Source organism: Streptomyces sp. VNUA24, assembly GCF_029167005.1.
Classification (GTDB): Bacteria; Actinomycetota; Actinomycetes; order Streptomycetales; family Streptomycetaceae; genus Streptomyces; species Streptomyces scabiei.
Map to the genome: position 1 here is coordinate 5876787 of NZ_CP119143.1, position 24370 is coordinate 5901156.

General features: G+C 70.9%; 21 protein-coding genes and 1 tRNA gene. 7 read left to right on the top strand and 15 right to left on the bottom strand.

What is annotated here, in order from left to right:
• The first annotated feature begins 56 nt into the window (after positions 1–56).
• Positions 57–1148 (top strand): IS630 family transposase, encoded by a 1092-nt coding sequence (locus PYR72_RS25035; protein ID WP_275457403.1) that lies wholly within the window; start codon positions 57–59, stop codon positions 1146–1148.
• Here the strand turns inward: PYR72_RS25035 and PYR72_RS25040 are convergent.
• The 6 genes from PYR72_RS25040 to PYR72_RS25065 form a co-directional block, all read right to left on the bottom strand.
• On the bottom strand, positions 1145–2014 hold the full coding sequence (locus PYR72_RS25040) for a Cof-type HAD-IIB family hydrolase (RefSeq protein ID WP_275457404.1): 870 nt from the start codon (positions 2012–2014) through the stop codon (positions 1145–1147). The two genes, PYR72_RS25035 and PYR72_RS25040, sit on opposite strands and share 4 nt — an antisense overlap.
• Positions 2015–2184: 170 nt before the next feature.
• Positions 2185–3087 carry an LLM class flavin-dependent oxidoreductase gene (locus PYR72_RS25045; RefSeq protein ID WP_275457405.1) on the bottom strand — a complete coding sequence of 301 codons (903 nt, stop codon included), beginning with the start codon at positions 3085–3087 and terminating at the stop codon, positions 2185–2187.
• A 36-nt stretch (positions 3088–3123) separates the two neighbouring features.
• Positions 3124–3672, bottom strand: coding sequence for an RNA 2'-phosphotransferase (locus PYR72_RS25050; protein ID WP_275457406.1), 549 nt, complete (start codon positions 3670–3672; stop codon positions 3124–3126).
• 132 nt (positions 3673–3804) lie between these two features.
• Positions 3805–4746: a MerR family transcriptional regulator gene (locus tag PYR72_RS25055; protein ID WP_275457407.1), complete on the bottom strand. Its 942-nt coding sequence runs from the start codon at positions 4744–4746 to the stop codon at positions 3805–3807.
• A 148-nt stretch (positions 4747–4894) separates the two neighbouring features.
• Positions 4895–6679 (bottom strand): SDR family oxidoreductase, encoded by a 1785-nt coding sequence (locus PYR72_RS25060; protein ID WP_275457408.1) that lies wholly within the window; start codon positions 6677–6679, stop codon positions 4895–4897.
• Positions 6676–7533, bottom strand: a complete 858-nt coding sequence (locus PYR72_RS25065; RefSeq protein WP_275457409.1) for a M24 family metallopeptidase — start codon at positions 7531–7533, stop codon at positions 6676–6678. The genes PYR72_RS25060 and PYR72_RS25065 overlap by 4 nt, the downstream gene beginning before the upstream one ends.
• A 419-nt stretch (positions 7534–7952) precedes the next feature.
• On the opposite strand from PYR72_RS25065, the gene PYR72_RS25070 reads away from it, so the two are divergent.
• The 6 genes from PYR72_RS25070 to PYR72_RS25095 all read left to right on the top strand — a co-directional run bounded on the left by PYR72_RS25070 (position 7953) and on the right by PYR72_RS25095 (position 12364).
• Entirely contained in the window at positions 7953–8942 is a 990-nt protein-coding gene (locus PYR72_RS25070; protein ID WP_275460508.1) for an ABC transporter ATP-binding protein, read from the top strand.
• Positions 8932–9885 carry an ABC transporter permease subunit gene (locus PYR72_RS25075; RefSeq protein ID WP_275457410.1) on the top strand — a complete coding sequence of 318 codons (954 nt, stop codon included), beginning with the start codon at positions 8932–8934 and terminating at the stop codon, positions 9883–9885. Before PYR72_RS25070 ends, PYR72_RS25075 begins: the two co-directional genes overlap by 11 nt.
• A complete protein-coding gene (locus tag PYR72_RS25080; protein ID WP_005482879.1) occupies positions 9882–10793 on the top strand; it encodes an ABC transporter ATP-binding protein in 912 nt (303 codons plus the stop codon). The genes PYR72_RS25075 and PYR72_RS25080 overlap by 4 nt, the downstream gene beginning before the upstream one ends.
• Positions 10794–10803: 10 nt before the next feature.
• Entirely contained in the window at positions 10804–11523 is a 720-nt protein-coding gene (locus tag PYR72_RS25085) for an ABC transporter permease (RefSeq protein ID WP_275457411.1), read from the top strand.
• Positions 11524–11666: 143 nt separating this feature from the next.
• Positions 11667–11996, top strand: a complete 330-nt coding sequence (locus PYR72_RS25090; protein ID WP_275460681.1) for a hypothetical protein — start codon at positions 11667–11669, stop codon at positions 11994–11996.
• Positions 11997–12280: 284 nt separating this feature from the next.
• Positions 12281–12364 (top strand) — tRNA-Ser (locus PYR72_RS25095).
• 539 nt (positions 12365–12903) lie between these two features.
• Here PYR72_RS25095 and PYR72_RS25100 read toward each other — a convergent pair.
• The 9 genes from PYR72_RS25100 to PYR72_RS25140 form a co-directional block, all read right to left on the bottom strand.
• Positions 12904–13710, bottom strand: a complete 807-nt coding sequence (locus PYR72_RS25100) for an HAD family hydrolase (protein ID WP_275460509.1) — start codon at positions 13708–13710, stop codon at positions 12904–12906.
• 89 nt (positions 13711–13799) lie between these two features.
• Positions 13800–15077, bottom strand: a complete 1278-nt coding sequence (gene serS / locus PYR72_RS25105; RefSeq protein ID WP_275457412.1) for a serine--tRNA ligase — start codon at positions 15075–15077, stop codon at positions 13800–13802.
• Positions 15078–15711: 634 nt separating this feature from the next.
• Positions 15712–16647, bottom strand: a complete 936-nt coding sequence (pheA, locus tag PYR72_RS25110) for a prephenate dehydratase (protein WP_275457413.1) — start codon at positions 16645–16647, stop codon at positions 15712–15714.
• Positions 16648–16763: 116 nt separating this feature from the next.
• Positions 16764–18164: an iron uptake transporter deferrochelatase/peroxidase subunit gene (gene efeB / locus PYR72_RS25115; protein WP_275457414.1), complete on the bottom strand. Its 1401-nt coding sequence runs from the start codon at positions 18162–18164 to the stop codon at positions 16764–16766.
• An 8-nt stretch (positions 18165–18172) separates the two neighbouring features.
• Positions 18173–20215, bottom strand: coding sequence for a copper resistance protein CopC (locus PYR72_RS25120; protein WP_275457415.1), 2043 nt, complete (start codon positions 20213–20215; stop codon positions 18173–18175).
• A 13-nt stretch (positions 20216–20228) separates the two neighbouring features.
• Positions 20229–20696: a copper chaperone PCu(A)C gene (locus tag PYR72_RS25125; protein WP_275457416.1), complete on the bottom strand. Its 468-nt coding sequence runs from the start codon at positions 20694–20696 to the stop codon at positions 20229–20231.
• Entirely contained in the window at positions 20693–21364 is a 672-nt protein-coding gene (locus PYR72_RS25130; protein ID WP_275457417.1) for an SCO family protein, read from the bottom strand. The genes PYR72_RS25125 and PYR72_RS25130 overlap by 4 nt, the downstream gene beginning before the upstream one ends.
• A gap of 83 nt (positions 21365–21447) precedes the next feature.
• Positions 21448–22191: a YcnI family protein gene (locus PYR72_RS25135; RefSeq protein ID WP_275457418.1), complete on the bottom strand. Its 744-nt coding sequence runs from the start codon at positions 22189–22191 to the stop codon at positions 21448–21450.
• Positions 22192–22354: 163 nt separating this feature from the next.
• Positions 22355–23170, bottom strand: a complete 816-nt coding sequence (locus PYR72_RS25140; RefSeq protein ID WP_275457419.1) for a hypothetical protein — start codon at positions 23168–23170, stop codon at positions 22355–22357.
• Positions 23171–24370 lie beyond the last annotated feature (1200 nt).

Consider the following 24370-nt stretch of genomic DNA (forward strand, 5'->3'; position numbering starts at 1 on the left):
GGGACAGGGCGGTCGTCGGCTAGTGACCTGAGTCGGAGATTCGTCGTTGGTTTGGTATGAGTCGTCCGGGTCCGAAGATTCCGCCGTTGTCGGTGACCGATGCCCAGCGAGCCGTGCTGGAGGGCTGGGTGCGTCGCCGCACGACGGCTCAGGCGCTGGCCCAGCGGTCGCGGATCGTGCTGGAGTGCGCCGACGGGCACTCGATCATGGAGGTGTCACGCCGGCTGCGGGTCACTGCGGACACCGTCCGCACCTGGCGGCGACGTTTCCTCGAACGGGGCCTGGACGGCCTGTCCGACGAGCCGCGGCCCGGCGTCCCGCGGAAGATCACCGACGCTGACGTCGAGCGGGTCATCGTCAAGACACTTGAAGAGAAGCCGAAGAACGCCACCCACTGGTCGACCCGGTCGATGGCGGCGGCCACGGGCATGTCGCAGTCGGCGATCCCGCGGATCTGGCGCGCGTTCGCCCTGGCGCCGCACCGGTCGCAGACCTTCAAGCTTTCCACGGACCCGCTGTTCATCGACAAGGTCCGTGATGTCGTCGGCCTGTATCTCGACCCGCCGGAGAAGGCTCTGGTCCTCTGCGTGGACGAGAAGTCCCAGATCCAGGCCCTCGACCGGTCCCAGCCCGTGCTGCCGATGGTTCCCGGCGTTCCCGAACGCCGCAGCCACGACTACGTCCGCGCCGGCACCACCACGCTGTTCGCCGCACTGGAAGTCGCCACCGGCAAGGTGATCGGCTCCCTGCATCGGCGCCACCGGGCCGTGGAGTTCAAGAAGTTCCTGACCAAGCTCGACAAGGAAGTCCCCGCCGACCTCGATGTCCATCTGATCCTCGACAACTACGTCACCCACAAGACGCCTGTCATCAAGAAGTGGCTGCTTGCGCACCCGCGCTTCCATCTGCACTTCACACCGACGAGTTCGTCCTGGCTGAACCTGGTGGAGCGGTGGTTCGCCGAGCTCACGCAGAAGAAACTCAAGCGAGGCGTTCACCGCTCCGTCCAGGCCCTCGAACGCGACATCCGCGCTTGGCTCGCCGACTGGAACGAACACCCCAGACCGTTCATCTGGACGAAGACCGCCGACGAAATCCTCGACAAAGTAGCCGCCTACTGCCGACGAATCTCTGACTCAGGTCACTAGAGGCGTTCCGCCAGCAGTCGCTCGATGACGACCGCCACCCCGTCCTCGTTGTTCGCCACGGTCCGGCCCGAGGCCGCGGCCAGGACGTCCGGGTGGGCGTTGCCCATGGCGTACGACCGGCCGGCCCAGGTGAGCATCTCGACGTCGTTCGGCATGTCGCCGAAGGCGACGACCTCCTCGTGGGAGATGCCGCGCTCGGCGCAGCACAGGGCGAGGGTGCTGGCCTTGGAGACGCCGGGTCCGCTGATCTCCAGCAGTGCGCTCGGGCTGGAGCGGGTGATGGTGGCACGGTCGCCGACGGCGATCCGGGCGGTGGCGAGGAAGTCGTCGGGGTCGATCGACGGGTGGTACGCGAGAATCTTCAGCACCGGCTCGTCGTCGGCCGCACCCCCCGGGGCCAGCAGTTTCTCCGCGGGCGCGAGAATGTCGGGGATCTCCATGTGCAGCTTCGGGTACTCGGGCTCCTGATGGAAGCCGAACGTCTGCTCGACCGCGTAGACCGTGCCCGGCGCGGCCTCGCGCAGCAGCCGTACGGCGTCGAGCGCGTTCTCCCTCGCCAGCGCGCGGACCTTGACGAAGCGATGGGCGCCGGGGCCGCCGTGCAGGTCGACCACCGCGGCGCCGTTTCCGCAGATCGCCAGGCCATGGCCGTGCACGTGTTCGCTGACGACGTCCATCCAGCGGGCGGGTCGGCCGGTCACGAAGAAGACCTCGACGCCTGCCGCCTCCGCGGCCGCGAGGGCGGCGACGGTGCGGGGGGAGACCGACTTGTCGTCACGGAGCAGGGTGCCGTCGAGGTCCGTGGCTATCAGCCGGAGCGGGACGGTCGGGGCCGGGGTCTCGGGCTGTCGCGTCGCTGAGGTCACGGGCCCCATTGTCGCGCATATGCGCGCACGGTCGTGCGGGCGGCCGCACAGGTGAGTGATCGCCGGCCTGGTACGGCCGTCGCCTCCGCCGTCGCGGGAGCCCGCCGCCGGCCGCTACGAGCGACCGCGACGGGTACGGCACGCCTCCTCCGCGTCCGCTGCGTGCCCTCTCAGGACAGCTGCGCCGGTGCCTCCATGGCGATCCGCTCGAAGACCTTCTCGTCCGCGGCGAAGTCCGAGTCCGGGATCGGCCAGTGCACCACGATGTCCGTGATGCCCAGTTCCGCGTGGCGCCCGGCGAAGTCCACGAACGCGTCCAGTGACTCCAGCGGCCTGCCGCGGTCCGGGGTGAAGCCCGTGAGGAGGATCTTGTCGAGCCGGGCGGTGTCCCGGCCGAGCGCGGCGGCCGTGTCGGCCAGCCTCTCGATCTGGCCGCGAATCGCCTGGACCGACTGCTCGGGGGTGCCCGACTCGAACAGCTTCGGGTCTCCCGTGGTCACCCACGCCTGCCCGTACCGGGCGGCCAGCCGCATGCCGCGCGGGCCGTTGGCGGCCACCGCGAAGGGCAGCCGGGGGCGCTGCACACAGCCCGGGATGTTGCGGGCCTCGTGGGCGGAGTAGTGGTCGCCCTCGTAGGAGACGGAGTCCTCGGTGAGCAGGCGGTCGAGCAGGGGAACGAACTCGGCCAGTCGGTCGGCCCGCTCACGTGGTGTCCACGGCTCCTGGCCGAGCGCGGTGGCGTCGAAGCCGGTGCCGCCCGCGCCGACGCCGAGAGTGATCCGGCCGCCCGAGATGTCGTCGAGGGAGATCAGGTCCTTGGCGAGGGTCACCGGGTGCCGGAAGTTCGGCGAGGTGACGAGCGTGCCGAGGCGGATACGTTCGGTGACGGCGGCTGCCGCGGTCAGGGTGGGTACGGCGCCGAACCAGGGTCCGTCCCGGAAGGTGCGCCACGACAGGTGGTCGTAGGTGAACGCGGTGTGGAACCCGAGCTGCTCGGCCCGCTGCCAGGTGTCGCGGCCTCCCTCGTGCCAGCGGAGGTGGGGGAGGATCACGGTGCTCAGGCGCAGACTCATGGGACGAGCCTAAGGCCGGCCGTCGGAAGGTTCCGCTCAGCGCGCCTCGGGAAACCGCAGGTACCGGGGCGGAACCGCCTCGGTCAGCCATACCCCGTTGGCGCTGACACGGAAGACGTGACCGTCCCGGTGCATGGCCCCCGCGTCCACCGAGAGCACGACGGGGCGGCCACGACGGGCGCCGACGCGGGTGGCTGTCTCGCGATCGGGTGAGAGGTGCACGTCGTGCCGGTTCATGGGGCGCAGCCCCTCGTCGCGGATCGCACTCAGGAAGGCCGGCACGGTCCCGTGGTAGAGGTACGGCGGCGGGGTCGCCGGCGGGAGGCCGAGGTCCACGTCGACGGTGTGACCCTGGCTGGCGCGGATCCGGTCGCCCTGGACGGCGAAGCGCTGCTTGTCGTTGGCCGCGACCACGTGGTCGAGTTCCGCCCTGGTGAAGGGGAAGTGATGGGCGGCGGCCGCCTCGATGAGCGTGTCGATCGCGATCCAGCCACCTTCGTCGAGAGTGAGCCCGATCCGCTCCGGCTGGTGTCGCAGGTGTTTGGAGAGGTACTTGGACACTCTCACGGTACGTCGTTCGTCCATGCCGTCAGCGTGCCTGGCGAGACCCGCGTCACGCACGTGATTTTGATACCGATGTTTGATCCACAGCGAAGTGCGGTTATCCACAGGGGAATTGCAGATTCTGTGGACAACTCACCGTCGAATATAGGGTAATTAGTCAAGTTTGTTACTTTCGGGCATATTTGATGTCAGAGCATCCAAAGCGCGTGACTGTACCTCCCGTTCGGCCGCCGCGGTGATGAAGGCCGCAGCTCGTGCCGGCCCAACCAGCTTCTCCACCGCCCGCATTGTCGAGGCCGGTACGCGCACGGAACACGTCTCGTCGACGGGTTCGGCGGCGGCTTCGGGGTCCAGATGACGGCGCAGCCGGCGGGTGGCGAACCTCCGCATCGCACGCGCGAGTTCGACGTCCACCGTCTGCTGGGCGAGCGGGCGCAGTCGTCGGACGAGAGCCGTCGCCTCGACCGCGTCCTCCTCGGTCGGTGGCCGGTGCGTCCCGATGTAGCGGGCGAAGACGTGCTCGGTGGTGAACTCCAGGAAACGGGTGGCGATGTGTTCGACCTGTTCCCTCAACTCCCGCAGATGACCGGCGATCACGGACAACGGCACCCCCGCGGCGTGCAACTCCGCGGCCACGGACAGCTCCTGGGGGCTCGGTACGAGAAAGAGATCCTCCTCGCCGGGGACCCGCTCCAGCACGCCCAGCCGTAGGGCGTCCGCCAGCGCGGCCTCGTCCGGTACGCCGCCGAACCGCTCGGCCAACTCGGCGCGTGACATCCGTACCGCCTTCTCGTCGGTCCACGGTCCGTCGACCTCCGCGGCCAGACCCAGGACCCCGCCGAGGCCGCGGCCCGTGTCCCAGGCATCCAGAAGTTCCTTGATGGAGGCCAGGGTGTAGCCGCGGTCGAGGAGGTCGGCGATCTGGCGCAGTCTGGTCAGATGCGTGTCCGCGTACACGTTGGCCCGGCCCTGGCGTTCGGGGCGGGGGAGCAGCCCTCGGTCCTGGTAGGCGCGGATCGTCCTGACCGTGGCACCGCTGAGGTGTGCCAGGTCCTCGATGCGATAGGCGGCCGCGGCCGGTTCGTCGTTCACCATCCGCGGGTCTCTTCCTGTCGGGGTGCGTCAGCGACGCGCGGGCGGCGGGTGACGGCCGCGCCTCGTGCCTTCCTCCCCCGGCCGGGGAAGGCGCGGCGCGGGCCGCCCTCTGGACACCCGGTTCCGCTCCGTTCTCCCGTGCCGGGGCTCACAACGGTGGCTCCAGCCGGGCGAGCGCGCGCAGCGCCCGCGGGGCGAACCGGGACAGGAGGCGTCCCCCGTGGGCCTCCGGGGTGACGGGCACGACCGCCTGATCGTGCACGACCGCGCGCAGAACGGCCTCCGCGACCTTCTCCGGCGGGTAGTTGCGCAGTCCGTACAGCTTCGCGGCCCTCCGCTGTCGGCGCTGCTCCTCCTCGGGTGCGACGCCGGCGAAGCGCGCGGTCGAGGTGATGCTGGTGTTGACGATGCCGGGGCAGATCGCCGACACCCCGATGCCCCGGCCGGCCAGCTCCGCGCGCAGGCACTCGCTCAGCATCAGGACGGCCGCCTTGGAGGTGCTGTACGCGGGCAGCGACCTGGAGGGCAGATACGCGGCGGCCGAGGCGGTGTTGACGATGTGACCGCCCTGGCCCCGCTCGACCATCTGCCTGCCGAACAGCCGGCAGCCGTGGATCACACCCCACAGGTTCACGTCGAGGACCTTCCGCCAGTCCTCCGCGGTGGTGTCGAGGAAGGACCCCGACAGCCCGATCCCCGCGTTGTTCACCAGCACGTCGACCACGCCGTACTCGGCGGCGACCTTCTCGGCGAGCTTCACCATGGCCTGTTCGTCCGAGACGTCGACCACCTCGGCCCAGGCTTCGGGCGCGCCGATCAGCCGGGACAACTCGGCGGTGCGGGCCGCTCCTTCGGCGTCGAGATCGACGGCGATCACGCGTGCCCCCGCCTCGGCGAACGCGAAGGCCGTGGCACGACCGATACCGGCGGCCGCGCCCGTCACCAGCACCAACTGCCCACCGAAGCGGTCCGTGTACTTCCCGGTCGCCACCGGTGCGGGCCGGCCGCCCTCGGTCGCCGAGACGAACTCGGTTATCCATGAGGCGAGTTGATCGGGGCGTGTCCGTGGGATCCAGTGCTTGGCGGGCAGGGTGCGGCGGGTGAGCTGTGGAGCCCACGATTCCAGGTCGTCGTGGAGCTGCTCGGAGAGGAACTGGTCGCCCAGGGGCGTGATGAGCTGCACGGGCGCGTGGGCGTACGCGTCGTCACGGGGGCGGGACAGCCGGGGCCGCATGTTGTCCCGGTACAGCCACGCCCCGTGCGCGGCGTCCGTGGGCAGCGAGGGACTGGGGTAGCCGCCCCGGGGGAGCCTCTCGGCCCGTCGGACCAGACCGGGCCAGTGCTTGCCGAGAGGGCCGCGCCAGGCGAGCTCGGGCAGCACCGGCGTGTGCAGTACGTAGACGTACCAGGATCTGGCGCCCTGGCCGAGGAGCTGACCGATCCGGCGCGGGGTCGGGCGCTGCACCCGCCGCTTGATCCAGTGCCCCATGTGGTCGAGGGAGGGACCCGACATGGAGGTGAAGGACGCGATGCGCCCCTCGGTCCGCTCGACCGTCACGAACTCCCAGCCCTGTACCGAGCCCCAGTCGTGCCCCACCAGGTGGACGGGGCGGCCCGGGCTGACCGCGTCCGCCACCGCCAGGAAGTCGTCCGTCAGCTTCTCCAGGGTGAACCCGCCGCGCAACGGCTCGGGGGCCGTCGACCCGCCGTGCCCCCGCACGTCGTACAGCACCACGTGGAAGCGCTCCGCCAGCCGTGCGGCGACCTCGGACCAGACCTCCTTGGTGTCGGGATAACCGTGCACGAGCAGCACGGTCGGCTGCTCGGGATCGCCCAGCTCGGCCACGCACAGCTCGACCCCGTCCGCGCGCACCCTGCGCACCCGCGCGCCTTCGAGCGCTCCCGCGTCTTCCATGTCTCCCCCTACGGTCATCGGCAGGTTCCCTCCGCCCACCGCCGGACGTGCGGGAGGTCGTCGTCGAGCCAGAACGCGCTCTCCTCGGGGTTCCGGGAGTCGGTGACGACGAGGATCTCCTCGAACTTCGCGCCCGTGCCCCGGAAGCCGATGTGGGGCTCGACCGCCCACAACCCCGGCCGGGGCGGGTGATCGGAGAACCGGTGGGGCGACCACAGCGGTGACCAGCCCTCGCGGTGTCCGCGCAGCGCGTCGGACGCGAGCCCCTTCAACGCCTGCGTGCCGAAACCGAACACATGCGGTGACCAACGGCGTTCCGTGACCCGGTCGACCTTGTGCGCGATGACTCCGAAGGGGTAGGCCCGATGCCGGTTGGCATATCCCTGACGGACCATGAGCCGGTCCACGTCCTCGTAGATCTCGCGCAGCGACCGGCGTTCGCGCACCTCGCGCAGGATCAGTTCGCGGTGTGCTCGAAGGTCCGTCATCAGCCTGTCGTGCAGCGGGCTCGGTCCGAGGCAGCCCGAGTAGCCGATGTCCGCCGTGTGGCCCTTGTATATGGGGGCCATGTCGAGGATGAACGGCATGCCGGCTTCGAGGCGGCGGTCGGTGGGGAAGAACTGCGGCGGTACACGGAAGTTCACGAACGCCGTGCGGTCCCCGAACCATGCGAACGGCAGGTGGAACCAGTCCCGCACACCCCGCTCGCCCAGCCAGCGACGCTGCATCCGTGCCGCCTCGCGCTCGGTCACGCCGGGCTTCAGCTGGGCCGCGACCGCTTCGGCGCACTCGTACGCCAGCGTCTGGACCTGCCGGAAACCCCGTAGCCGCGCGGTGAGTTCGCCGTTCGGTGCCGCGGTCGTGTCATGCACTGCCCCCACCCGTCCCTCGTTGACTACGGTTGACTACGGTCCGTGTTCGCCATGTGACATCAATGAATGTGACAGTGATCGGCGGCTGCGTCAATGGGGTGGGCCGCGGCTGTGGAGAACCGACGAGGACGGGACGCGCGGAGCGTGGGCGCGAACAGCGGCACGCGGCTCGGGCACGAAACCGAGCCTCCGGGCAGGACCGTGGCCCCCGGGCACGAAACGGCGACCCCGGCCGTTCACCACTTGACGGCCGTGGCCATGGGGCACGCCCCGTCCGGCCGGTTCGACCTCAGGGGGACCCGTAGGGGACCCGGCGGTGGATGCCCCCTACGGGCCCGTACGACTCGAGGGTGATGCGGAGACAGCTCTGCGGGGTGACGACGGCGTCGGTCCGTGGTCCTAATGTCTAGATCGTGACTGTGATCGCGACCGAAAGCCTGAGCAAGCGGTTCCCGAGGGTGACCGCTCTTGACCGGCTCTCCGTGGACATCGGACCCGGTGTGACGGGACTCGTCGGTGCCAATGGCGCCGGCAAGTCCACACTGATCAAAATCCTGCTGGGCCTGTCCCCCGCCTCGGAGGGCCGTGCCGAGGTGCTCGGTCTGGACGTCGCCACCAAGGGCGGCACCATCCGCGAGCGCGTGGGGTACATGCCGGAGCACGACTGCCTGCCGCCCGACGTCTCGGCCACCGAGTTCGTCGTGCACATGGCCCGCATGTCGGGACTCCCTCCGACGGCCGCGCGCGAGCGCACCGCGGACACCCTGCGCCACGTCGGCCTGTACGAGGAGCGGTACCGCCCCATCGGCGGTTACTCCACGGGCATGAAACAGCGGGTGAAGCTCGCCCAGGCCCTGGTCCACGACCCGCAGCTGGTCTTCCTGGACGAGCCGACCAACGGCCTGGACCCGGTCGGCCGGGACGAGATGCTCGGCCTGATCCGCCGCATCCACACCGACTTCGGCATCTCGGTGCTCGTCACCTCGCATCTGCTCGGCGAGCTGGAGCGCACCTGCGACCACGTCGTCGTGGTCGACGGCGGCAAGCTCCTGCGGTCCAGTTCCACCAGGGACTTCACCCAGAGCACGGCGACCCTCGCGATCGAGGTCACCGACAGCGACGAGCACCCCGACGGCACCGAAGCCCTGCGCAAGGCGCTCCACGCGCGCGGGGTGACCGTGTCCGAAGGAAGCGGCCTCCCCGGCGCCGGGCACATCCTGCTGATCACCGCCCAGGGCGACGAGACCTACGACCTGGTCCGCGACGTCGTCGCCGACCTGGGCCTCGGCCTCGTCCGCATGGAACAGCGCAGGCACCAGATCGCCGAGGTCTTCCAGGACAACGACGAGCAGACGGGCAGCCGCGGCGCCCAGGACGCAGGGAAGGAGGCGGTCGGCCATGGCGGTTGAGCAGCACGGTGCGCAGGCACCGGCCCTCGCCGGTGGACAGCCCGCCGGCACGGGCGAGCAGAGCCGCATCCACAACATCGGATACCGCTCGTACGACGGCCCGCGCCTCGGCCGCGCCTACGCCCGCCGCTCGCTGTACTCGCAGTCCCTGCGCGGCGCCTACGGGCTGGGCCGCTCGGCCAAGTCCAAGGTGCTGCCCATGCTGCTGTTCGCGGTCATGTGCGTGCCGGCGGCCATCATGGTGGCGGTGGCGATCGCCACCCGGTCCCAGGGCCTGCCCGTCACGGACCTGCCCGTCAAGTACACCGAGTACGCGGTCATCATGCAGGCCGTCATCGGCCTGTACGTCGCCTCCCAGGCACCGCAGGCCGTCTCGCGCGACCTGCGCTTCAAGACCGTCCCGCTGTACTTCTCGCGCCCGATCGAGACCGCCGACTACGTCCGCGCGAAGTTCGCGGCGCTGACCTCGGCGCTCTTCATCCTGACCGCGGTGCCCCTGCTCGTGCTCTATGTGGGCGCGCTGCTGGCCGAGTTCGACTTCACCGACCAGACCAAGGGACTGGCACAGGGACTGGTGGCCGTGGCACTGCTGTCGCTCCTCTTCGCCGGCATCGGCCTGGTGATCTCGGCGGTCACCCCGCGCCGCGGCTTCGGCATCGCGGCCGTCATCGCCGTCCTGACCATCTCCTACGGGGCCGTGTCCGTCATCCAGGCCATCGCCGACGAGCAGAACAGCCCGGACATGGTGCCCTGGCTCGGCTTCTTCTCGCCCATCACCCTGATCGACGGCGTACAGACCGCCTTCCTGGGCGCCACCTCCGCCTTCCCCGGTGGGCACGGGCCCTCCACCGGGCAGGGAGCCCTCTATCTCCTCGTCGTCCTGGGTCTCATCGCCGGCTGCTACGGCCTGCTGATGCGCCGCTACCGGAAGGTCGGGCTGTGACCACCCTCAACATCGACCACGTCTCACGCTGGTTCGGCAACGTGGTGGCGGTCAACGACGTCACGATGACGATCGGCCCCGGTGTCACCGGCCTGCTCGGCCCGAACGGCGCCGGCAAGTCCACTCTCATCAACATGATGGGCGGATTCCTCGCCCCCTCCACGGGCTCCGTCACCCTCGACGGGACGCCGGTGTGGCGCAATGAGCAGATCTACAAGCACATCGGCATCGTCCCGGAGCGCGAGGCGATGTACGACTTCCTCACCGGACGCGAATTCGTCGTCGCCAACGCCGAGTTGCACGGCCTCGGGGCCAAGGCCGCCCAGCGGGCGCTCGCCACGGTGGAGATGGAGTACGCGCAGGACCGCAAGATCTCGACGTACTCCAAAGGCATGCGGCAGCGCGTGAAGATGGCGTCCGCACTGGTCCACGAGCCGTCCCTGCTCCTGCTGGACGAGCCGTTCAACGGCATGGACCCCCGCCAGCGCATGCAGCTCATGGATCTGCTGCGGCGCATGGGTGACGAGGGACGCACGGTGCTGTTCTCGTCGCACATCCTCGAAGAGGTCGAGCAGTTGGCGGCCCATATCGAGGTGATCGTCGCCGGACGGCACGCGGCGAGCGGTGACTTCCGGCGCATCCGCCGCCTGATGACCGACCGCCCGCACCGCTACCTGGTGCGCTCCAGCGACGACCGTGCGCTGGCCGCCGCACTGATCGCCGATCCGTCGACCGCCGGGATCGAAGTGGACCTGGCCGAGGGTGCGTTGCGTATCCAGGCCGTCGACTTCGGCAGGTTCACGACGCTGTTGCCGAGGGTGGCCCGGGACCACGGCATCCGTCTGCTCACGGTGTCGCCGTCGGACGAGTCGCTCGAGTCCGTCTTCTCGTATCTCGTCGCGGCGTAGGAGGCCGAAGATGTACGACCCCACAGTCGCCCGGCTCACCTACCGGGCTCTGCTCGGCCGCCGTCGGGCCCTCATTCTCAGCGCGCTTCCCGCCCTGCTGATCGTGCTCTCGGTGGCGGTACGCGCCCTGAGCGGAGCCGACGACCAGGTGGCCGCGGACCTGCTCGGCGGATTCGCCCTCGCCACGATGGTGCCGATCATCGGCGTCATCGCCGGGACCGGTGCGATCGGACCGGAGATCGACGACGGCTCCGTGGTGTACCTGCTGGCGAAGCCGGTGAAGCGCCCGACGATCATCTTCACCAAGCTGATCGTGGCCATCGCCGTCACCATGGCGTTCTCGGCGGTCCCGACGCTCGTCGCGGGCCTGATCCTGAACGGCAACGGACAACAGATCGCGGTCGCCTACACCGTGGCGGCGCTGGTCGCCTCGATCGCGTACGCGGCGATGTTCCTCCTGCTGGGTACGGTCACCCGGCACGCGGTCGTCTTCGGGCTGGTGTACGCACTCGTCTGGGAGACGCTCTTCGGGTCGCTGGTGGAGGGCGCCCGCACGCTCAGCGTTCAGCAGTGGGCACTCGCCGTCGCCCAGAAGGTCACCGACGGCGGTCTGGTGACGTCCGACGTGGGGCTCCCGACCGCGGTGGTTCTGCTGACGGTGGTCACGGCGGGAGCGACCTGGTACGCGGGGCAGAAGCTGCGGACACTGAAGCTGGCCGGCGAGGAGTGACGGCGCCCTCCGGGGTGCCTCGCCCCGGAGATCCGCCTCTCTGATCTTGACCGGGGCTTCACGTTCGTCCGGGCAGACTGAGCGAGGAAAGCACGCAGGCATACACGGCCGGAAGGGGCGGCCCGGAGGCAGGAGGCACGGGGATGGCGACAGAGGTGGCGCCCGAGGGCGGCGACGCACCGAGGACGACGACCGACGGCACCAGCACCGGCACCGGCGAGGACGGCTTCTCGTCCGCAGGGGGATCCGACGGCGGAGCCCCGGCGGGTGCGGGGCGGAGCCCGTGGGACGACGTCGTGCTGGACGAGGACTTCGTACGGGACGCCGAGACCGCCGAGCCGTCGGCGCGGGCCCGGATGCTCGCGGCGCGGTGGCGGCAGGAGGCACCTGATCCTCAGCCCTGGCGTTCGGACGAGCCGCCCGCCGGATGGTTCTTCAGCAAGGCGCGGCGTCGCAGGTGGCGCCGACGGTGACCGTCCCTGCGGGCGGCGGCCGGGGCGAAGGATATTCGGTGGCGGACAACTCGGCTGCCGGGCAGAGTGGTTGATGTCCAGGTCGCCGGATCGAGCCGGCGTCACGTTCTGGGAGAGGAGCCCGGCGATGCTGTCCTTCAGGCGCAGTACGTCGAGTTCCCGGCAGGGCAACCCACGGCGGGTTCCGGAGTAGTTACCCCTCCGTCGAGTCCGCGCCCCCAGCGGGGGGTTGCCCGGGGCGGCCGCTTCGAGCGCGCGAATCGCTTCGCGCGGGCCGCCCACCCGGAGGATTGGCCGAGTGGTAAGGCACCGGCTTGCTAAGCCGTGGTCGGGTTCTGCCCGCGCACGTTCGATCCGTGCATCCTCCGCCGTTTCGCTGTCGCTGTGACCTGGCCGGACCACTGGGCCGGGGTATATGGGTCGGGCACCCCGACCGAGCTGGGGCCAGGGTGCTCGCGGGTGGGCTCGTGGCGCCACAGCGGGGAGCGTGCCGGTGCGGCCCGCTCGCGCCACCGCGCAGAGACACTGCCGACTCCGTCAGCCGCGTCCGACGGGAGAACTTGCCGGTCACCGTCACCCCGTCCGACCGGAGAACTCGTCGGCCATCGTCACCCCGTCCGACGGGAGAACTTGCCGGTCACCGTCACCCCGTCCGACGGGAGAACTCGTCGGCCATCGTCACCCCGTCCGACCGGAGAACTCGTCGGCCATCGTCACCCCGTCCGACGGGAGAACTCGTCGGCCATCGTCACCCCGTCCGACCGGAGAACTTGCCGGTCACCGTCACGCCGTCCGACCGGAGAACTCGTCGGCCACCGTCACCCCGTCCGACCGGAGGGCCGGCCCGCGCTGCCACCGCGTACATGCTGCCGGCCCGCGTCCGCGGTGTTCCCGTGGGACACGGTGGCTAGCCGAGCAGGCGGTCCAGTACCTCCGCGATGCCGTCGTCGTCGTTGGAGGTGGTCACCTCGTCGGCGACGGCCTTGAGGTCGGCGTGGGCGTTGGCCATGGCCACGCCGTGGGCGGACCAGGTGAACATGGGGATGTCGTTCGGCATGTCGCCGAAGGCGATGGTGTCGGTGCGCTTTGCGCCGAGGCGGCGGGCGGCCAGGGAGAGACCGGTGGCCTTGGTGAGGCCGAGAGGGAGGAGTTCGAGGATGCCCTCGCCGGCCATGGCGACCGTGACGAAGCCGCCGGCGGCCTGGCGGGAGGCTTCGGCGAGCTCGTCGGTGGTCAGGGTGGGGTGCTGTATGTAGATCTTGTTCAGCGGGGCCGCCCAGAGGTCGGACACGTCCGTGAGCGGGGTGGTGGGGAGGGAGCCTTGGAGGGCGTAACCGGGGCCGACGAGTACCTCGCCTTCCAGGCCCGCCCGGCCGGCCGCCAGATGCAGCGGGCCGACCGCCGCCTCGATCTTGGCGAGGGCCACGGCGGCGAGCTGCCGGTCCAGGGTGACGGCCGTGAGCAGTCGGTGCTCTCCGGCGTCGTAGACCTGGGCGCCCTGGCCGCAGACGGCCAGGCCGGTGTAGCCGAGGTCGTCGAGGATGTGGCGGGTCCACGGGACGGCCCGGCCCGTCACGACGATGTGGGCGGCGCCCGCGGCGGTGGCCGCGGTGAGCGCCTCACGGGTGCGTCGGGAGATGGAGTCGTCGGAGCGCAGGAGCGTTCCGTCGAGGTCGGTGGCGATCAGCTTGTACGGGAAGCCCGAGGTCCGCACGGAAGGTGTGCGGACCTCGGGCGTCTCGGTCGTTCCGGACGCCGCGGTCGTCCCGGGGTCCGTGACATCCCCGGCGGCAGCCGCCTCGCTCACTTGGCCACCGGCTCCAGTACCTCGCGGCCGCCCAGGTAGGGGCGCAGGGCCTCGGGGACGCGGACGGAGCCGTCGGCCTGCTGGTGGTTCTCCAGGATGGCCACGATCGTGCGCGGGACGGCGCAGAGCGTGCCGTTGAGCGTGGCCAGCGGCTTGACCTGCTTGCCGTCACGGACACGGATCTGCAGACGGCGCGACTGGAACTCGGTGCAGTCGGAGGTCGAGGTCAGCTCGCGGTACTTGCCCTGGGTCGGGATCCACGCCTCGCAGTCGAACTTGCGCGAGGCCGAGGAGCCGAGGTCGGCGGAGGCGACGTCGATGACGCGGAAGGGCAGTTCCAGCGACGTCAGCCACTGCTTCTCCCAGTCCAGCAGGCGCTGGTGCTCGGCCTGGGAGTCCTCCGGCGCGACGTACGAGAACATCTCGACCTTGTCGAACTGGTGGACGCGGAAGATGCCCCGGGTGTCCTTGCCGTGCGAACCGGCCTCGCGGCGGAAGCAGGGGGAGAAGCCGGCGTAGCGCAGGGGGAGGCGGTCGGCGTCGATGATCTCGTCCATGTGGTACGCCGCCAGCGCGACCTCGGAGGTGCCGACCAGGTAGAGGTCGTCCTTGTCGAGGTGGTACACGTCCTGGGCGGCCTGGCCGAGGAAGCCGGTGCCGGCCATCGACTGCGGGCGGACCAGCGCCGGGGTCAGCATCGGGGTGAAGCCGGCGGCGGTGGCCTGGGCGATCGCCGCGTTGACCAGGGCGAGTTCGAGGAGGGCCCCGACGCCGGTCAGGAAGTAGAAGCGTGAGCCGGAGACCTTGGCTCCGCGCTCGGTGTCGATGGCGCCGAGGATCGTGCCGAGTTCCAGGTGGTCCTTCGGCTCGAAGCCCTCGGCCGCGAAGTCACGGATCTCGCCGTGCGTCTCCAGCGTGACGAAGTCCTCCTCGCCGCCGACGGGGACGTCGGGGTGGACGAGGTTGCCGAGCTGCAGGAGGAGCTCCTGCGTCTCGGTGTCGGCCGCGTCGCGCTCGGCGTCGGCGGCCTTGACGTCGGCCTTGAGCTGTTCCGCGCGCTTGAGCAGCTCGGCCTTCTCCTCGGCGGACGCCTTGGGGATCAGCTTGCCGAGCGACTTCTGCTCGGCGCGGAGCTCGTCGAAGCGGACGCCGGAGGACCTGCGCCGCTCGTCGGCGGACAGGAGGGAGTCGACGAGCGCGACGTCCTCTCCACGGGCGCGCTGGGACGCACGCACACGGTCGGGGTCCTCACGGAGCAGGCGAAGGTCAATCACCCTCCAAGGCTACCGGTGCGTGGTTCCGGCCCACGAATCGAATTCACCGCGTGACCGTTCTGTGGCGCTTCATGCCGAATGTCGATGGGGGCGGCGAGAGTCAATGCGGGGAGCGTGGCCCCCTGAAAGAGGGGGCGATCGCGGCGCCTGGTTGACTCGACTCCCTTGTTCCGTAGGGGACTTGAGGCCGGGTCGTCCACAGCGGTCCACGGTGTCGAAAAGTTATCCACAGGCTGTGCGAAAGATCTGTGGACTACGGGGAAGGTTCCCGGAAGGGCCGGAGGCCGACTTGAGGATTCCCGGCTCAAACCGCCTTCACGCCCACTTTCGAGTGGATTCGCGGGTAAATGGGTCGCTCTAAAGGATGGACGGGGGGAAACGCATGGACGAAGGGTGACCTACGGGGCTGTGGACGCGCTGGGTGCCGTCAAGGGGATTTGTCGACTGAGTTGCGATGTGTTGTCGACTTGTCCCCAGGTCGAGAAGCCGCCCTGTGGATAACTTCTGTGGACAAAGAAAATAGGCAGGTAGGACTGGCGGCAGGCGTTACGTCCGGTCCCAGGACGGGGCAGGCGTACAGATCCGCCCTCAGGACGCGACTGTCCTGAATCCGCCGCCGTCGCGACACCCGTCGCTAGAACCGGCCGTCCTGGCAGCGCGCCACCCAGTCCGACGCCGCCACGAACTCGGCTTCCGAGGTGCCCGGCAGCGTCGGGCGGATCTTCGCGGTGGCGGCGTCCGCACGCGGGTACGAACCGAGGAAGCGGACCTGGAGGCAGATCCGCTTGAGCCCCATCAGGGCCTCGGCCACCCGGCGGTCGGAGATGTGGCCCTCGGCGTCGATGGCGAAGCAGTAGTTGCCGATGCCCTCGCCGGTGGGGCGGGACTGCAGCAGCATGAGGTTGACGCCGCGGACGGCGAATTCACCGAGGAGGTCGCGCAGCCCGCCGGGGTGGTCGTCGCGCTGCCAGATGACGACGGACGTCTTGTCGGAGCCCGTGGGCGCGGCGGGCCGGGCGGGGCGGCCGACCAGGACGAACCGGGTCTGGGCGTTCTCCGCGTCGTGGATCTCGGTCTGCAGCGCCTCCAGGCCGTACCGCGCGGCCGCGAACTCCCCGGCGAAGGCGGCGTCGTACCGGCCCTCCTGGACGAGGCGGGCGCCGTCGGCGTTCGAGGCGGCGGATTCCCAGACGACGTCCGGGGAGAGGTTGGCCTTCATCCAGTTGCGGACCTGCGGCTGGGCGGCCGGATGCGCGGTGACGGTCTTGATCTCCGACAGCTTCGTGCCCGGCCGGACCAGCAGGGCGAAGGTGATCGAGAGGAGCACCTCGCGGTAGATCATCAGCGGGGCGCCGGCGACCAGCTCGTCGAGGGTGGTCGTGATGCCGCCCTCGACGGAGTTCTCGATCGGGACGAACGCTGCCTCGGCCTCGCCGTTGCGGACGGCGTCGAGCGCCGCGGGGACGGACACCATCGGGACGAGCTCGCGGGTCGCGGCCTCCGGCAGCGTGCGCAGGGCGACCTCGGTGAAGGTGCCCTCGGGGCCGAGGTAGACGTAGCTGGCTGGCATGGGCTCACCCTAATGGGCCTCGCGGGGCCCGGCGCACGCATGCCGTCCCACCACCCCTGCGGGCGACGCGGGGGCTCCGGAGACACCCGTACGCCTGCTGGGGCCCACCGGCCGGATCAGCCCTCCAGCAGTCGCTGCCCCACGTACTCCCCCTCCGCCGCGCCGCCCGGCACCGCGAACAGGCCGCTCGACTCGTGGCGGACGAACTTCGAGAGGGCGTCGCCGCGGTCGAGTTTGCGCTGGACGGTGACGAAGCCGCGGAGGGGGTCCGCCTGCCAGCAGACGAAGAGAAGGCCGGCGTCGGGGACCCCCTTCGCGTCGATGCCGTCGTGGAAGGAGAACGGGCGGCGGAGCATGGCCGCGCCGCCGTTCTGGTCGGGGCGGCTGATGCGGGCGTGCGCGTTGATCGGCACGAGCAGATTGCCCTGGGCGTCGGTCTTCTCCAGGTCCATCGCGGTCGTCTCGGTCGCCTTCTCGCCGCCGCTCAGCGGTGCGCCGTCGGACTTGCGCCGCCCGATGACCTCCTCCTGCGCCTTGACCGAGAGCTGCTCCCAGTCGTCCAGGAGCATGCGGATGCGGCGTACGACGGCGTAGGAGCCGTTCGCCATCCACGCCGGGTCGCCGGAGGTGGACGGGGAGGCGGACGCGGGCACGAAGATCCGCTCGTCGAAGTCGGACTCGGCCGGCTTCGGGTTGCGGGTGCCGTCGATCTGGCCCATCAGGTTGCGTGCCGTCATGGGGTGGGCCGTGGCGCCCGGCGAACGGTTGAAGCCGTTCATCTGCCAGCGCACCCGGGCCGCGCCGCCCGCGTCCTTCTGGATCGCGCGCAGGGCGTGGAAGGCGACGAGTGCGTCGTCGGCCCCGATCTGTACCCAGAGGTCGCCGTTGCTGCGTGTTCTGTCGAGCTGGTCCGAGGAGAAGTCGGGCAGGGGGTCCAGGGACTCGGGGCGTTGCTTCTCCAGACCGGTACGGGCGAAGAAGCTGTGGCCGAACCCGAAGGTGACCGTCAGCGACGACGGTCCCGCGTCCCGGGCGATATCGGTGTCGTCCTGCGCCGCGGGCCTGCCCGCCATCAGCCGCCGGGCCGTGTCCGACCAGCGGCGCAGCAGAGCGGCCGCCTCCTTGCGCCCCGCCCCGGCGGTCAGGTCGAACGCGATGAGGTGGCCACGGGCCTGGAGGGGCGTGGTGATCCCCGGCTGATGTTTCACGTGAAACCTCTCCTCCCCCGCGCCGAGGGAGGAGAGCGGTGTGACCTTCTCGCCCGAGGCTGAGGAGGACGAGGAGGCCCCGGCCGCATAACCGGCGGCGGCGCCTGCGGTGCCCAGCGCGAGTCCGGTCGCGCCGGCGGTACCCAGCAGCAGTCGACGCGAGAGGGCGCCGCCGGCCGCGGGTCCGGCACCGGCCGCAGGCCCGGTGCCGCTGCTGTCACCGGCCCCGGCACGGGCCGTACTCCCGCCACCGCCACGCCCGCCGTCCGGTGTGACGGCGTTGCCTTCGACAAGGTCCTGGTCAGCCATGGTGTGTTTCAGCCGATCTTCGCGTTCTTGCTGACGGTCACCTGGTCGATCTCAGATGTCCGTACGGTGATCTCGATGTTCCAGTCGCCCGCCATGGGGATCTGGACGCCGCTCGCCGTCCAGTGACCGGTGGTGACGCGCTCGGGGACGACGGGCAGGGGGCCGATCTCCTTGGCCTTCAGGGTGAAGGCCACCTTCACCTCGGGGACGTCGAAGGGTGTGCCGTCCGGGCCCTGGACGTAGACGTGCATCTCGTTGGCGCCCACGCGGGCGGGGTCGATCTGGAGCCGGGCCACGCCCTTGCCGTTCTTGCCGCCCGTGTCGAACGACATGTCCAGCGCCAGGGCTCCCGCCGTCTCGTTCTCCTGCCGCACGGCGGCGTTGGCCGCCTTGGCCTCTTCCACGGTGCGGCCGGGTTCCGCCGCGGTCAGCGCCGTCGTGACGGCGAGCAGGACCACGGCGACACCCGCCTCCGCCAGTACCGACCGGCGCAGCCCTCTGCGGCCGGGATCGGCGTCCCGCAGGCGCTTCTCGCGTGTGCTCGCCACCGCCGCCCGCTGCCGGGCGAGCTGGGCGGCCCGCTCGGGCCCCTCGCCGGACCTCTCGTCGGCCGCCTCCCCGGAACCGCCGCCGGTGCGTGCCGCCGACCCATCGGCGGCACGCACCGTCGCAGCGGCTTCGGCGGCATCCGTCTCCGCCACCTCCGGCGCCTCTGGTGCTTCCGGTGCTTCCGTCAGCTGCGCGGTCCAGCGGCGGGAGATCCACGCGATCCCGACCAGCACGGCGACCAGGCCGATCTTCACGAGCAGCAGCTGCCCGTACGAGGTGCCGGTCAGCGCGGACCAGGTGCCGACCTGGCGCCACGACTGGTAGACGCCGGTCGCGGTCAGGACGAGCACGCTCGCGAACGCGACCCGTGAGAACCGTCGTACGGCCTCGGTCTCGATCGGTGCGTCCGCCGGTGCCCGGAACAGTGCCACGAGCAGGGTCGCCAGACCGCCCAGCCAGGCGGCGACCGCCAGCAGGTGCAGGATGTCGACGGGCATCGAGACGCCGGTCTGGATGCCCGTCGAGGCATGCTCGGCCAGCGCCCAGCTCGCGGCGAGACCGGCGGAGACCACGCCTCCGCCGATGGCCAGCCCGAGGGTGAGGTCGCGTCGGAAGGAGCCGTCGTCCTCGCCGTCGTCCTCGCCGTCTTCCTCTCGATCCTCCTCGCCCCTGTCCTCGCTCTTGTCCTTGCCCTCGTCCTGCTCGCCCTCTTCGACCTGCTCGCCCTCTTCGTCCCGTCGTGCGTACGCGCCGAACAGCACCGCGATGAACAGCGCCGCCGCGGCGAGCAGCAGCAGGCGGGAGACGAGGGCGGCGCCCGTCTTCGTCTGGAGTACCTGGCTCAGGAGGCCGAGGTCGAAGACGTCGCCCGGCTTGCCGGAGCCGGTGTACGAGCCGCGCAGCATCAGCATGGCGAGGGTGGCGGTGGTCAGGGTGAGCCAGCCGGTGACCACGAGCCGCTGCACGGGCCGTACGCCGGCACCGCGCTGCCAGCAGGCCAGCACGAAGGCCGCCCCGCCGACCAGCACGATGAAACCGGCGTACGACAGGTAGCGCGCGAAGCCGTACAGACCACCGACGACCCCGCCGCCGGCCTGCTGCTCGGGGACCGCGACCGTCGTCTTGGAGGGTGCCCCCACGGAGAAGGTGAAGGCTCCGGAGACGGGGTGGCTGTCCGCCGAGACGACCTGGTAGGTGACGGTGAAGGTGCCGTTCGGCAGGCCCGAGTGCAGACCGACCGAGTAGCTGTTGCCGCCCAGGTCGGTGACCTTGCCGGTGTCGGCCTCCTTGCCCTTGGGGTCGTACACGCGCACCGCGCCGTCGGACATCGCGACCTTCTCGGAGAAGGTGAGCGACACCTGGTCGGGCGCGTCCTGGACCACCGACCCCTGCTGAGGGTCGCTGCCGGTCAGCGCGGCGTGCGCGGAGACGGGCACGGCGCCGGCGAGCAGCGCCCCGACGGCGGCGAACAACAGCAACAGCAACGGCCTCAACCGGCTCACCGTGCTCCCTCCCTCAGCGCCCGCTGGTCGGCTGGTACGTCGCCGACTTCACGGGCATCTCGACCGTGATGGCCTTGGACTTGGTGAAGTGCAACCGCAGGGACACCGTCTCGCCCTCCTTCGGCTTGCGCTTCAGGTTCTCGAACATCAGATGGTTTCCGCCGCTCTTGAGCACGAGTTCGCCGTCGGCGGGGACCTTCAGGCCCGTGACCTCCTGCATCGCCTGCCCGGTGGTCTCGTGCACGGTGACGTCCTGGGCGATGTCGCTGGTGACGGAGGTCAGCTCGTCCGCCCTGCCGCCGTCGTTCTCGATGACGAGATAGCCGGCGGCCAGGGATTCCGTGACGGGCTGGGGCATGTAGGCGGACTTCACGGACAGCTTCGCCGTGCCGGAGGCGGAGGAGGAGCCGTCGGAGCCGCACCCGGCGAGGACGAGTGCGGCGGTGGTGACCAGGACGGGGCCGGCGAGCCGTGGCCTCACGGGTTCTCGCCCTTGAGCAGCTTCGGCAGGTCCTTCTCGTAGTCCTGCACGGTGGCGTCCTCGTCGTACAGCACATAGCCCGCGTCGGTCTTCGGCGAGAACGCGATGACCTGGGTGCCGTGCTCGGAGACGATCTTGCCGTTCTTCTTGGTGGGCGGGTTGATCGAGATGCCGAGGCGGAGGGCGCCCTGCTGGATGTCGTCGAAGTCGCCGGTCAGGCCGACGATCTCGGGGTCGATGCCCTTGAGCCACTTGCCGAGTTCCGCCGGGGTGTCCCGCTCGGGGTCGGTGGTGACGAAGACCAGCCGGAGGTTCGCCAGCTCGGACTTCGAGACCTTCTTCGCCACCTCCTTCTTCGCGACCGCCAGGTTGTTCATGGTCAGCGGGCAGACGTCGGGGCAGTTGGTGTAGCCGAAGTAGATCAGCGTCGGCCTGCCCGCGGTCTCCTTGCGGAGGTCGTACGGCTTGCCGTGGGTGTCGGTGAGGACCAGGTCCGGCTTGGTGAACGGCTGGTCGAGGACCGTGGAGTGCCTCTGGGGGCCGGTGTCGGAGACCTCGGCGACCGAGGTCGTGGAGGCGCCGCCCGTGCCGCAGGCCGAGAGGCCGAGGACGGCCGCGGCCAGGAGGGCGCCGGCCGCGAACGTCTTCTTCTTCGTGTTCGTGCGCATGGAGGATGTCCAGTTGGTTCGAGCCCCGGCGCGCACGGGACGTACCCGTGCGCGCCGAGGGGGAGGGCCGGGAAGCCGGGGACTCAGGCGTTGGTGCGCCGGCGGCCGGCCAGGACGCCGTAGGCGACGCCCGCGGCGCCGACGACGATGCCGACGACGCCGAGGACACGGGCGGTGGTGTCGCTCGTGGCGGCGGGCTCGGCGGCGGTCTCCTTGGACGCGGCCTTGGCGTCGTCGGCGTTCTCCGACTCGTCGGAGGCGGTGGAGGCGGACGAGCCGTGGTGGTCTCCGGTGGCGGCCGACAGCGCGAGCACGGGCGCCGGGTTGTCGGGCTCCTCCTCGCCGTCCTTGGGCACCTCGATCCAGCGGACGACCTCCTTGTTGGAGTACGTCTGGATCGCCTTGAAGACCAGTTCGTCGGTGTTCTCGGGGAGCTGGCCGATGGAGACCGGGAACTTCTGGAAGAAGCCGGCCTTGATGCCCGCTCCGTCGGCGGTCCACGTGATCTTGGAGATGGCCTCGTCGATCTGTTCGCCGTGCAGTTCGAGGGGCTTGTCGAGCTTGGCCTTGGTGACCTTGATGTTCCAGCCCGGGACGGCCTCCGGCTGGGCCGAGGCGAGCGGGTGGTCGGTCGGGAAGTTCACCTCGAGCTTGGTGGTCGTGGCGTCGTCGCGCTCGTTGGGAACCTTGAAGTTGACGGTCGCGTATCCGCCCTTGGCCGCGGTGCCTTCCGCCGCGACGCTGACGTGCGCGAACGCGGGGCCGGACAGGAGGAGGACGGCGGAACCGGCGAGGGCGCCGACGGCGGCGACACGAGAAGCCTTCATGACTGGTGACACTCCACAGTGAGTGAGGAAGAGGAGGGGACGAGGGGTGCGCGTGCCGTGGACGGCGGCCGGGACCGGGCCCCGGAGCCGAGGCGGAGGCGCGCGTGCGTCGACGCCGTACGACGGACTCCCTCTCCCCGGTGTGGAGTGAGCGGGCGTCGGGTCAGGCGGCGAGGGCGCAGGAGGGGGCCGCGGGCGGGGGGCCGCGCCGCACGAGCGTGTGCTGGAGGGCGGTCGTCCGCAGGGTCGCGGGCGCCGCGAACCCGGCGCGCGGGGCGCGGGGAGCGGCCTCGGGGGCGCTCGGCAGCCCGGCCCGCAGGATCCGCGCCAGCGCGAGCGCGCCGCGCAGGGACCGTACGAGCGGCTCCTGGGCCGACAGGCGGGCCAGGCGCAGCAGCGCCAGGTCGCCGTGGCGGAGCAGCCAGCCGGCGGCGACGGCCGCGAGCGCGTGGCCGAGCATCATGGGCAGCGACGGCAGCAGGGTGGCGGAGGAGCCCGTCGCGGTCGTCATGGTGTCCGCGGGGATGTGCCCCGCGTGTGCGCCGCCGACCCCGGCGTCGACCAGGATCCGCTGGGCCTGGGCGGGGCTCAGGGCCGCCGCGGTCGTGCCGCACACGAAGCGGGCGGCGCGTTCCACGAGCGCCGCGTCCATGGCCTCCGCGGTGCGTGAGGCGGCGGCCGGGCCGTGCTGGCCCAGTCCGAACAGACTGTGCAGCAGGGTCTGGCCCACCGCCAGCGTCGCCGCGATGCCCGGCAGGGAGCGTTCCCGTCCGGCCAAGGTGGCCGCGACGGAGAAGACGCCGACGAAACCCACGCCCAGGGTCCACAGCGGGATCGCCGCGCACGAGGCGAGTGCGTGGCCGGCCGCGGCCAGCGCGACGCAGACCGCGGCGAACACCGCGGCCCGAAGGACCCGGAGTTCACCTCCGGCGCGCGCGGGGCGCGGCGTGGTCGGCGGCTGGGGGCGGGGGGCAGTCATGGCGGGCCCATCATCGCACCGGGGCGCTCCGCTGGGTTCGGCGGGTTCATGGCGGGAGGTACGGGGGTGAGGGGGGCGGTGTTCAGGGGTGGTGGTCGGAGCTGGTGGGTGCGGGCGTTGCGCGATCGGAGTGGGGGGAGGCGGTTGGTTCGGCGGGTGCGGGTCGGGTGGGGCTGGTCGCGCAGTTCCCCGCGCCCCTGGGGGTTGGGGTGTCCGGTGGCCTTGGAAGGCGCCCGGGGGCCACGGCAGGGCTCGCGTCCCTGGGACCACGCCGCCTCCGAGCCCCTGGCCTGCCAGGCCTTCCGACACCGGCGAGCAAAGCCTCCCGTCAACCGAGGGCCAAGCTCCCCCGGCATCGGAGGGTCAACCTCCCGGACCCGGAGTGCCAAACTCCCCGGAGCCGGAGTGCCGAGCCTTCCGGCACGGGAGAGCCAAGTCTCCCGGCGTCCAGGAGCCCAGCCTTCCGCCACCAGAGAACCAAGCCCCCGAGTGCCTGGCTCCTTGGCATCGGAGCACCATGCCTCCCGGTGCCCGAGTGCCTGGCTCCCCGGCACCGGAGAGCCACCCTCCTCGCGTCCGAGTGCCTGGCTCCCGGCGCCCGAGCGCCAAGCCTCCCGGCGTCGGCGATCCAAGGGGCCCGGCCCCGGAGAACGAAGCCTCTCGGCGCCCGCGGTCCGAGCCTCCCCGCGCCTGCGGTCCAAGCTTCCTGACACCGAAGAGCCCAGCCTTTCGGCGCCCGCGATCCAAGCCCCCGGCTCCGGAGAGCCAACCCTCCCTGCCCCCGAGAACGAAGCCTCTCGGCGCTGGCGGTCCGAGTGTTCCGGCGCCCGCGATCCAAGCCCCCGGCACCGGAGAGCCAACCCTCCCTGCCCCCGAGAACGAAGCCTCTCGGCGCTGGCGGTCCGAGTGTTCCGGCGCCCGCGATCCAAGCCCCCGGCACCGGAGAGCCAACCCTCCCTGCCCCCGAGAACGAAGCCTCTCAGCGCTGGCGGTCCGAGTCTTCCGGCGCCCGCGATCCAAGCCGCCCGGCTCCGGAGAGCCAACCCTCCCGGCCCCGGAGAGCGAAGCCTCCCGGCGCCCGCGATCCCAGCCGCCCGGCGCCGGGGGGCCAAGTCCTCGCCCGTTGGGCCGTGGGCTTGTGTGTGCGGAGGGGTGGGTGATTCGGAAGGGATTCGTCCGCATACACCGGATGTACGAGGT

Excerpts from the sequence above, each read along its gene's own strand:
- efeB (WP_275457414.1), bottom strand. The coding sequence starts at position 18,164 with ATGGCTGACCAGGACCTTGTCGAAGGCAACGCCGTCACACCGGACGGC.
- PYR72_RS25140 (WP_275457419.1), bottom strand. The coding sequence starts at position 23,170 with ATGACTGCCCCCCGCCCCCAGCCGCCGACCACGCCGCGCCCCGCGCGC.
- PYR72_RS25085 (WP_275457411.1), top strand. The coding sequence starts at position 10,804 with ATGTACGACCCCACAGTCGCCCGGCTCACCTACCGGGCTCTGCTCGGC.
- PYR72_RS25050 (WP_275457406.1), bottom strand. The coding sequence starts at position 3,672 with ATGGACGAACGACGTACCGTGAGAGTGTCCAAGTACCTCTCCAAACAC.
- PYR72_RS25135 (WP_275457418.1), bottom strand. The coding sequence starts at position 22,191 with ATGAAGGCTTCTCGTGTCGCCGCCGTCGGCGCCCTCGCCGGTTCCGCC.
- PYR72_RS25045 (WP_275457405.1), bottom strand. The coding sequence starts at position 3,087 with ATGAGTCTGCGCCTGAGCACCGTGATCCTCCCCCACCTCCGCTGGCAC.
- PYR72_RS25075 (WP_275457410.1), top strand. The coding sequence starts at position 8,932 with ATGGCGGTTGAGCAGCACGGTGCGCAGGCACCGGCCCTCGCCGGTGGA.
- PYR72_RS25130 (WP_275457417.1), bottom strand. The coding sequence starts at position 21,364 with ATGCGCACGAACACGAAGAAGAAGACGTTCGCGGCCGGCGCCCTCCTG.
- PYR72_RS25055 (WP_275457407.1), bottom strand. The coding sequence starts at position 4,746 with ATGGTGAACGACGAACCGGCCGCGGCCGCCTATCGCATCGAGGACCTG.
- pheA (WP_275457413.1), bottom strand. The coding sequence starts at position 16,647 with ATGCCAGCCAGCTACGTCTACCTCGGCCCCGAGGGCACCTTCACCGAG.
- PYR72_RS25035 (WP_275457403.1), top strand. The coding sequence starts at position 57 with ATGAGTCGTCCGGGTCCGAAGATTCCGCCGTTGTCGGTGACCGATGCC.
- PYR72_RS25060 (WP_275457408.1), bottom strand. The coding sequence starts at position 6,679 with ATGACCGTAGGGGGAGACATGGAAGACGCGGGAGCGCTCGAAGGCGCG.
- PYR72_RS25090 (WP_275460681.1), top strand. The coding sequence starts at position 11,667 with ATGGCGACAGAGGTGGCGCCCGAGGGCGGCGACGCACCGAGGACGACG.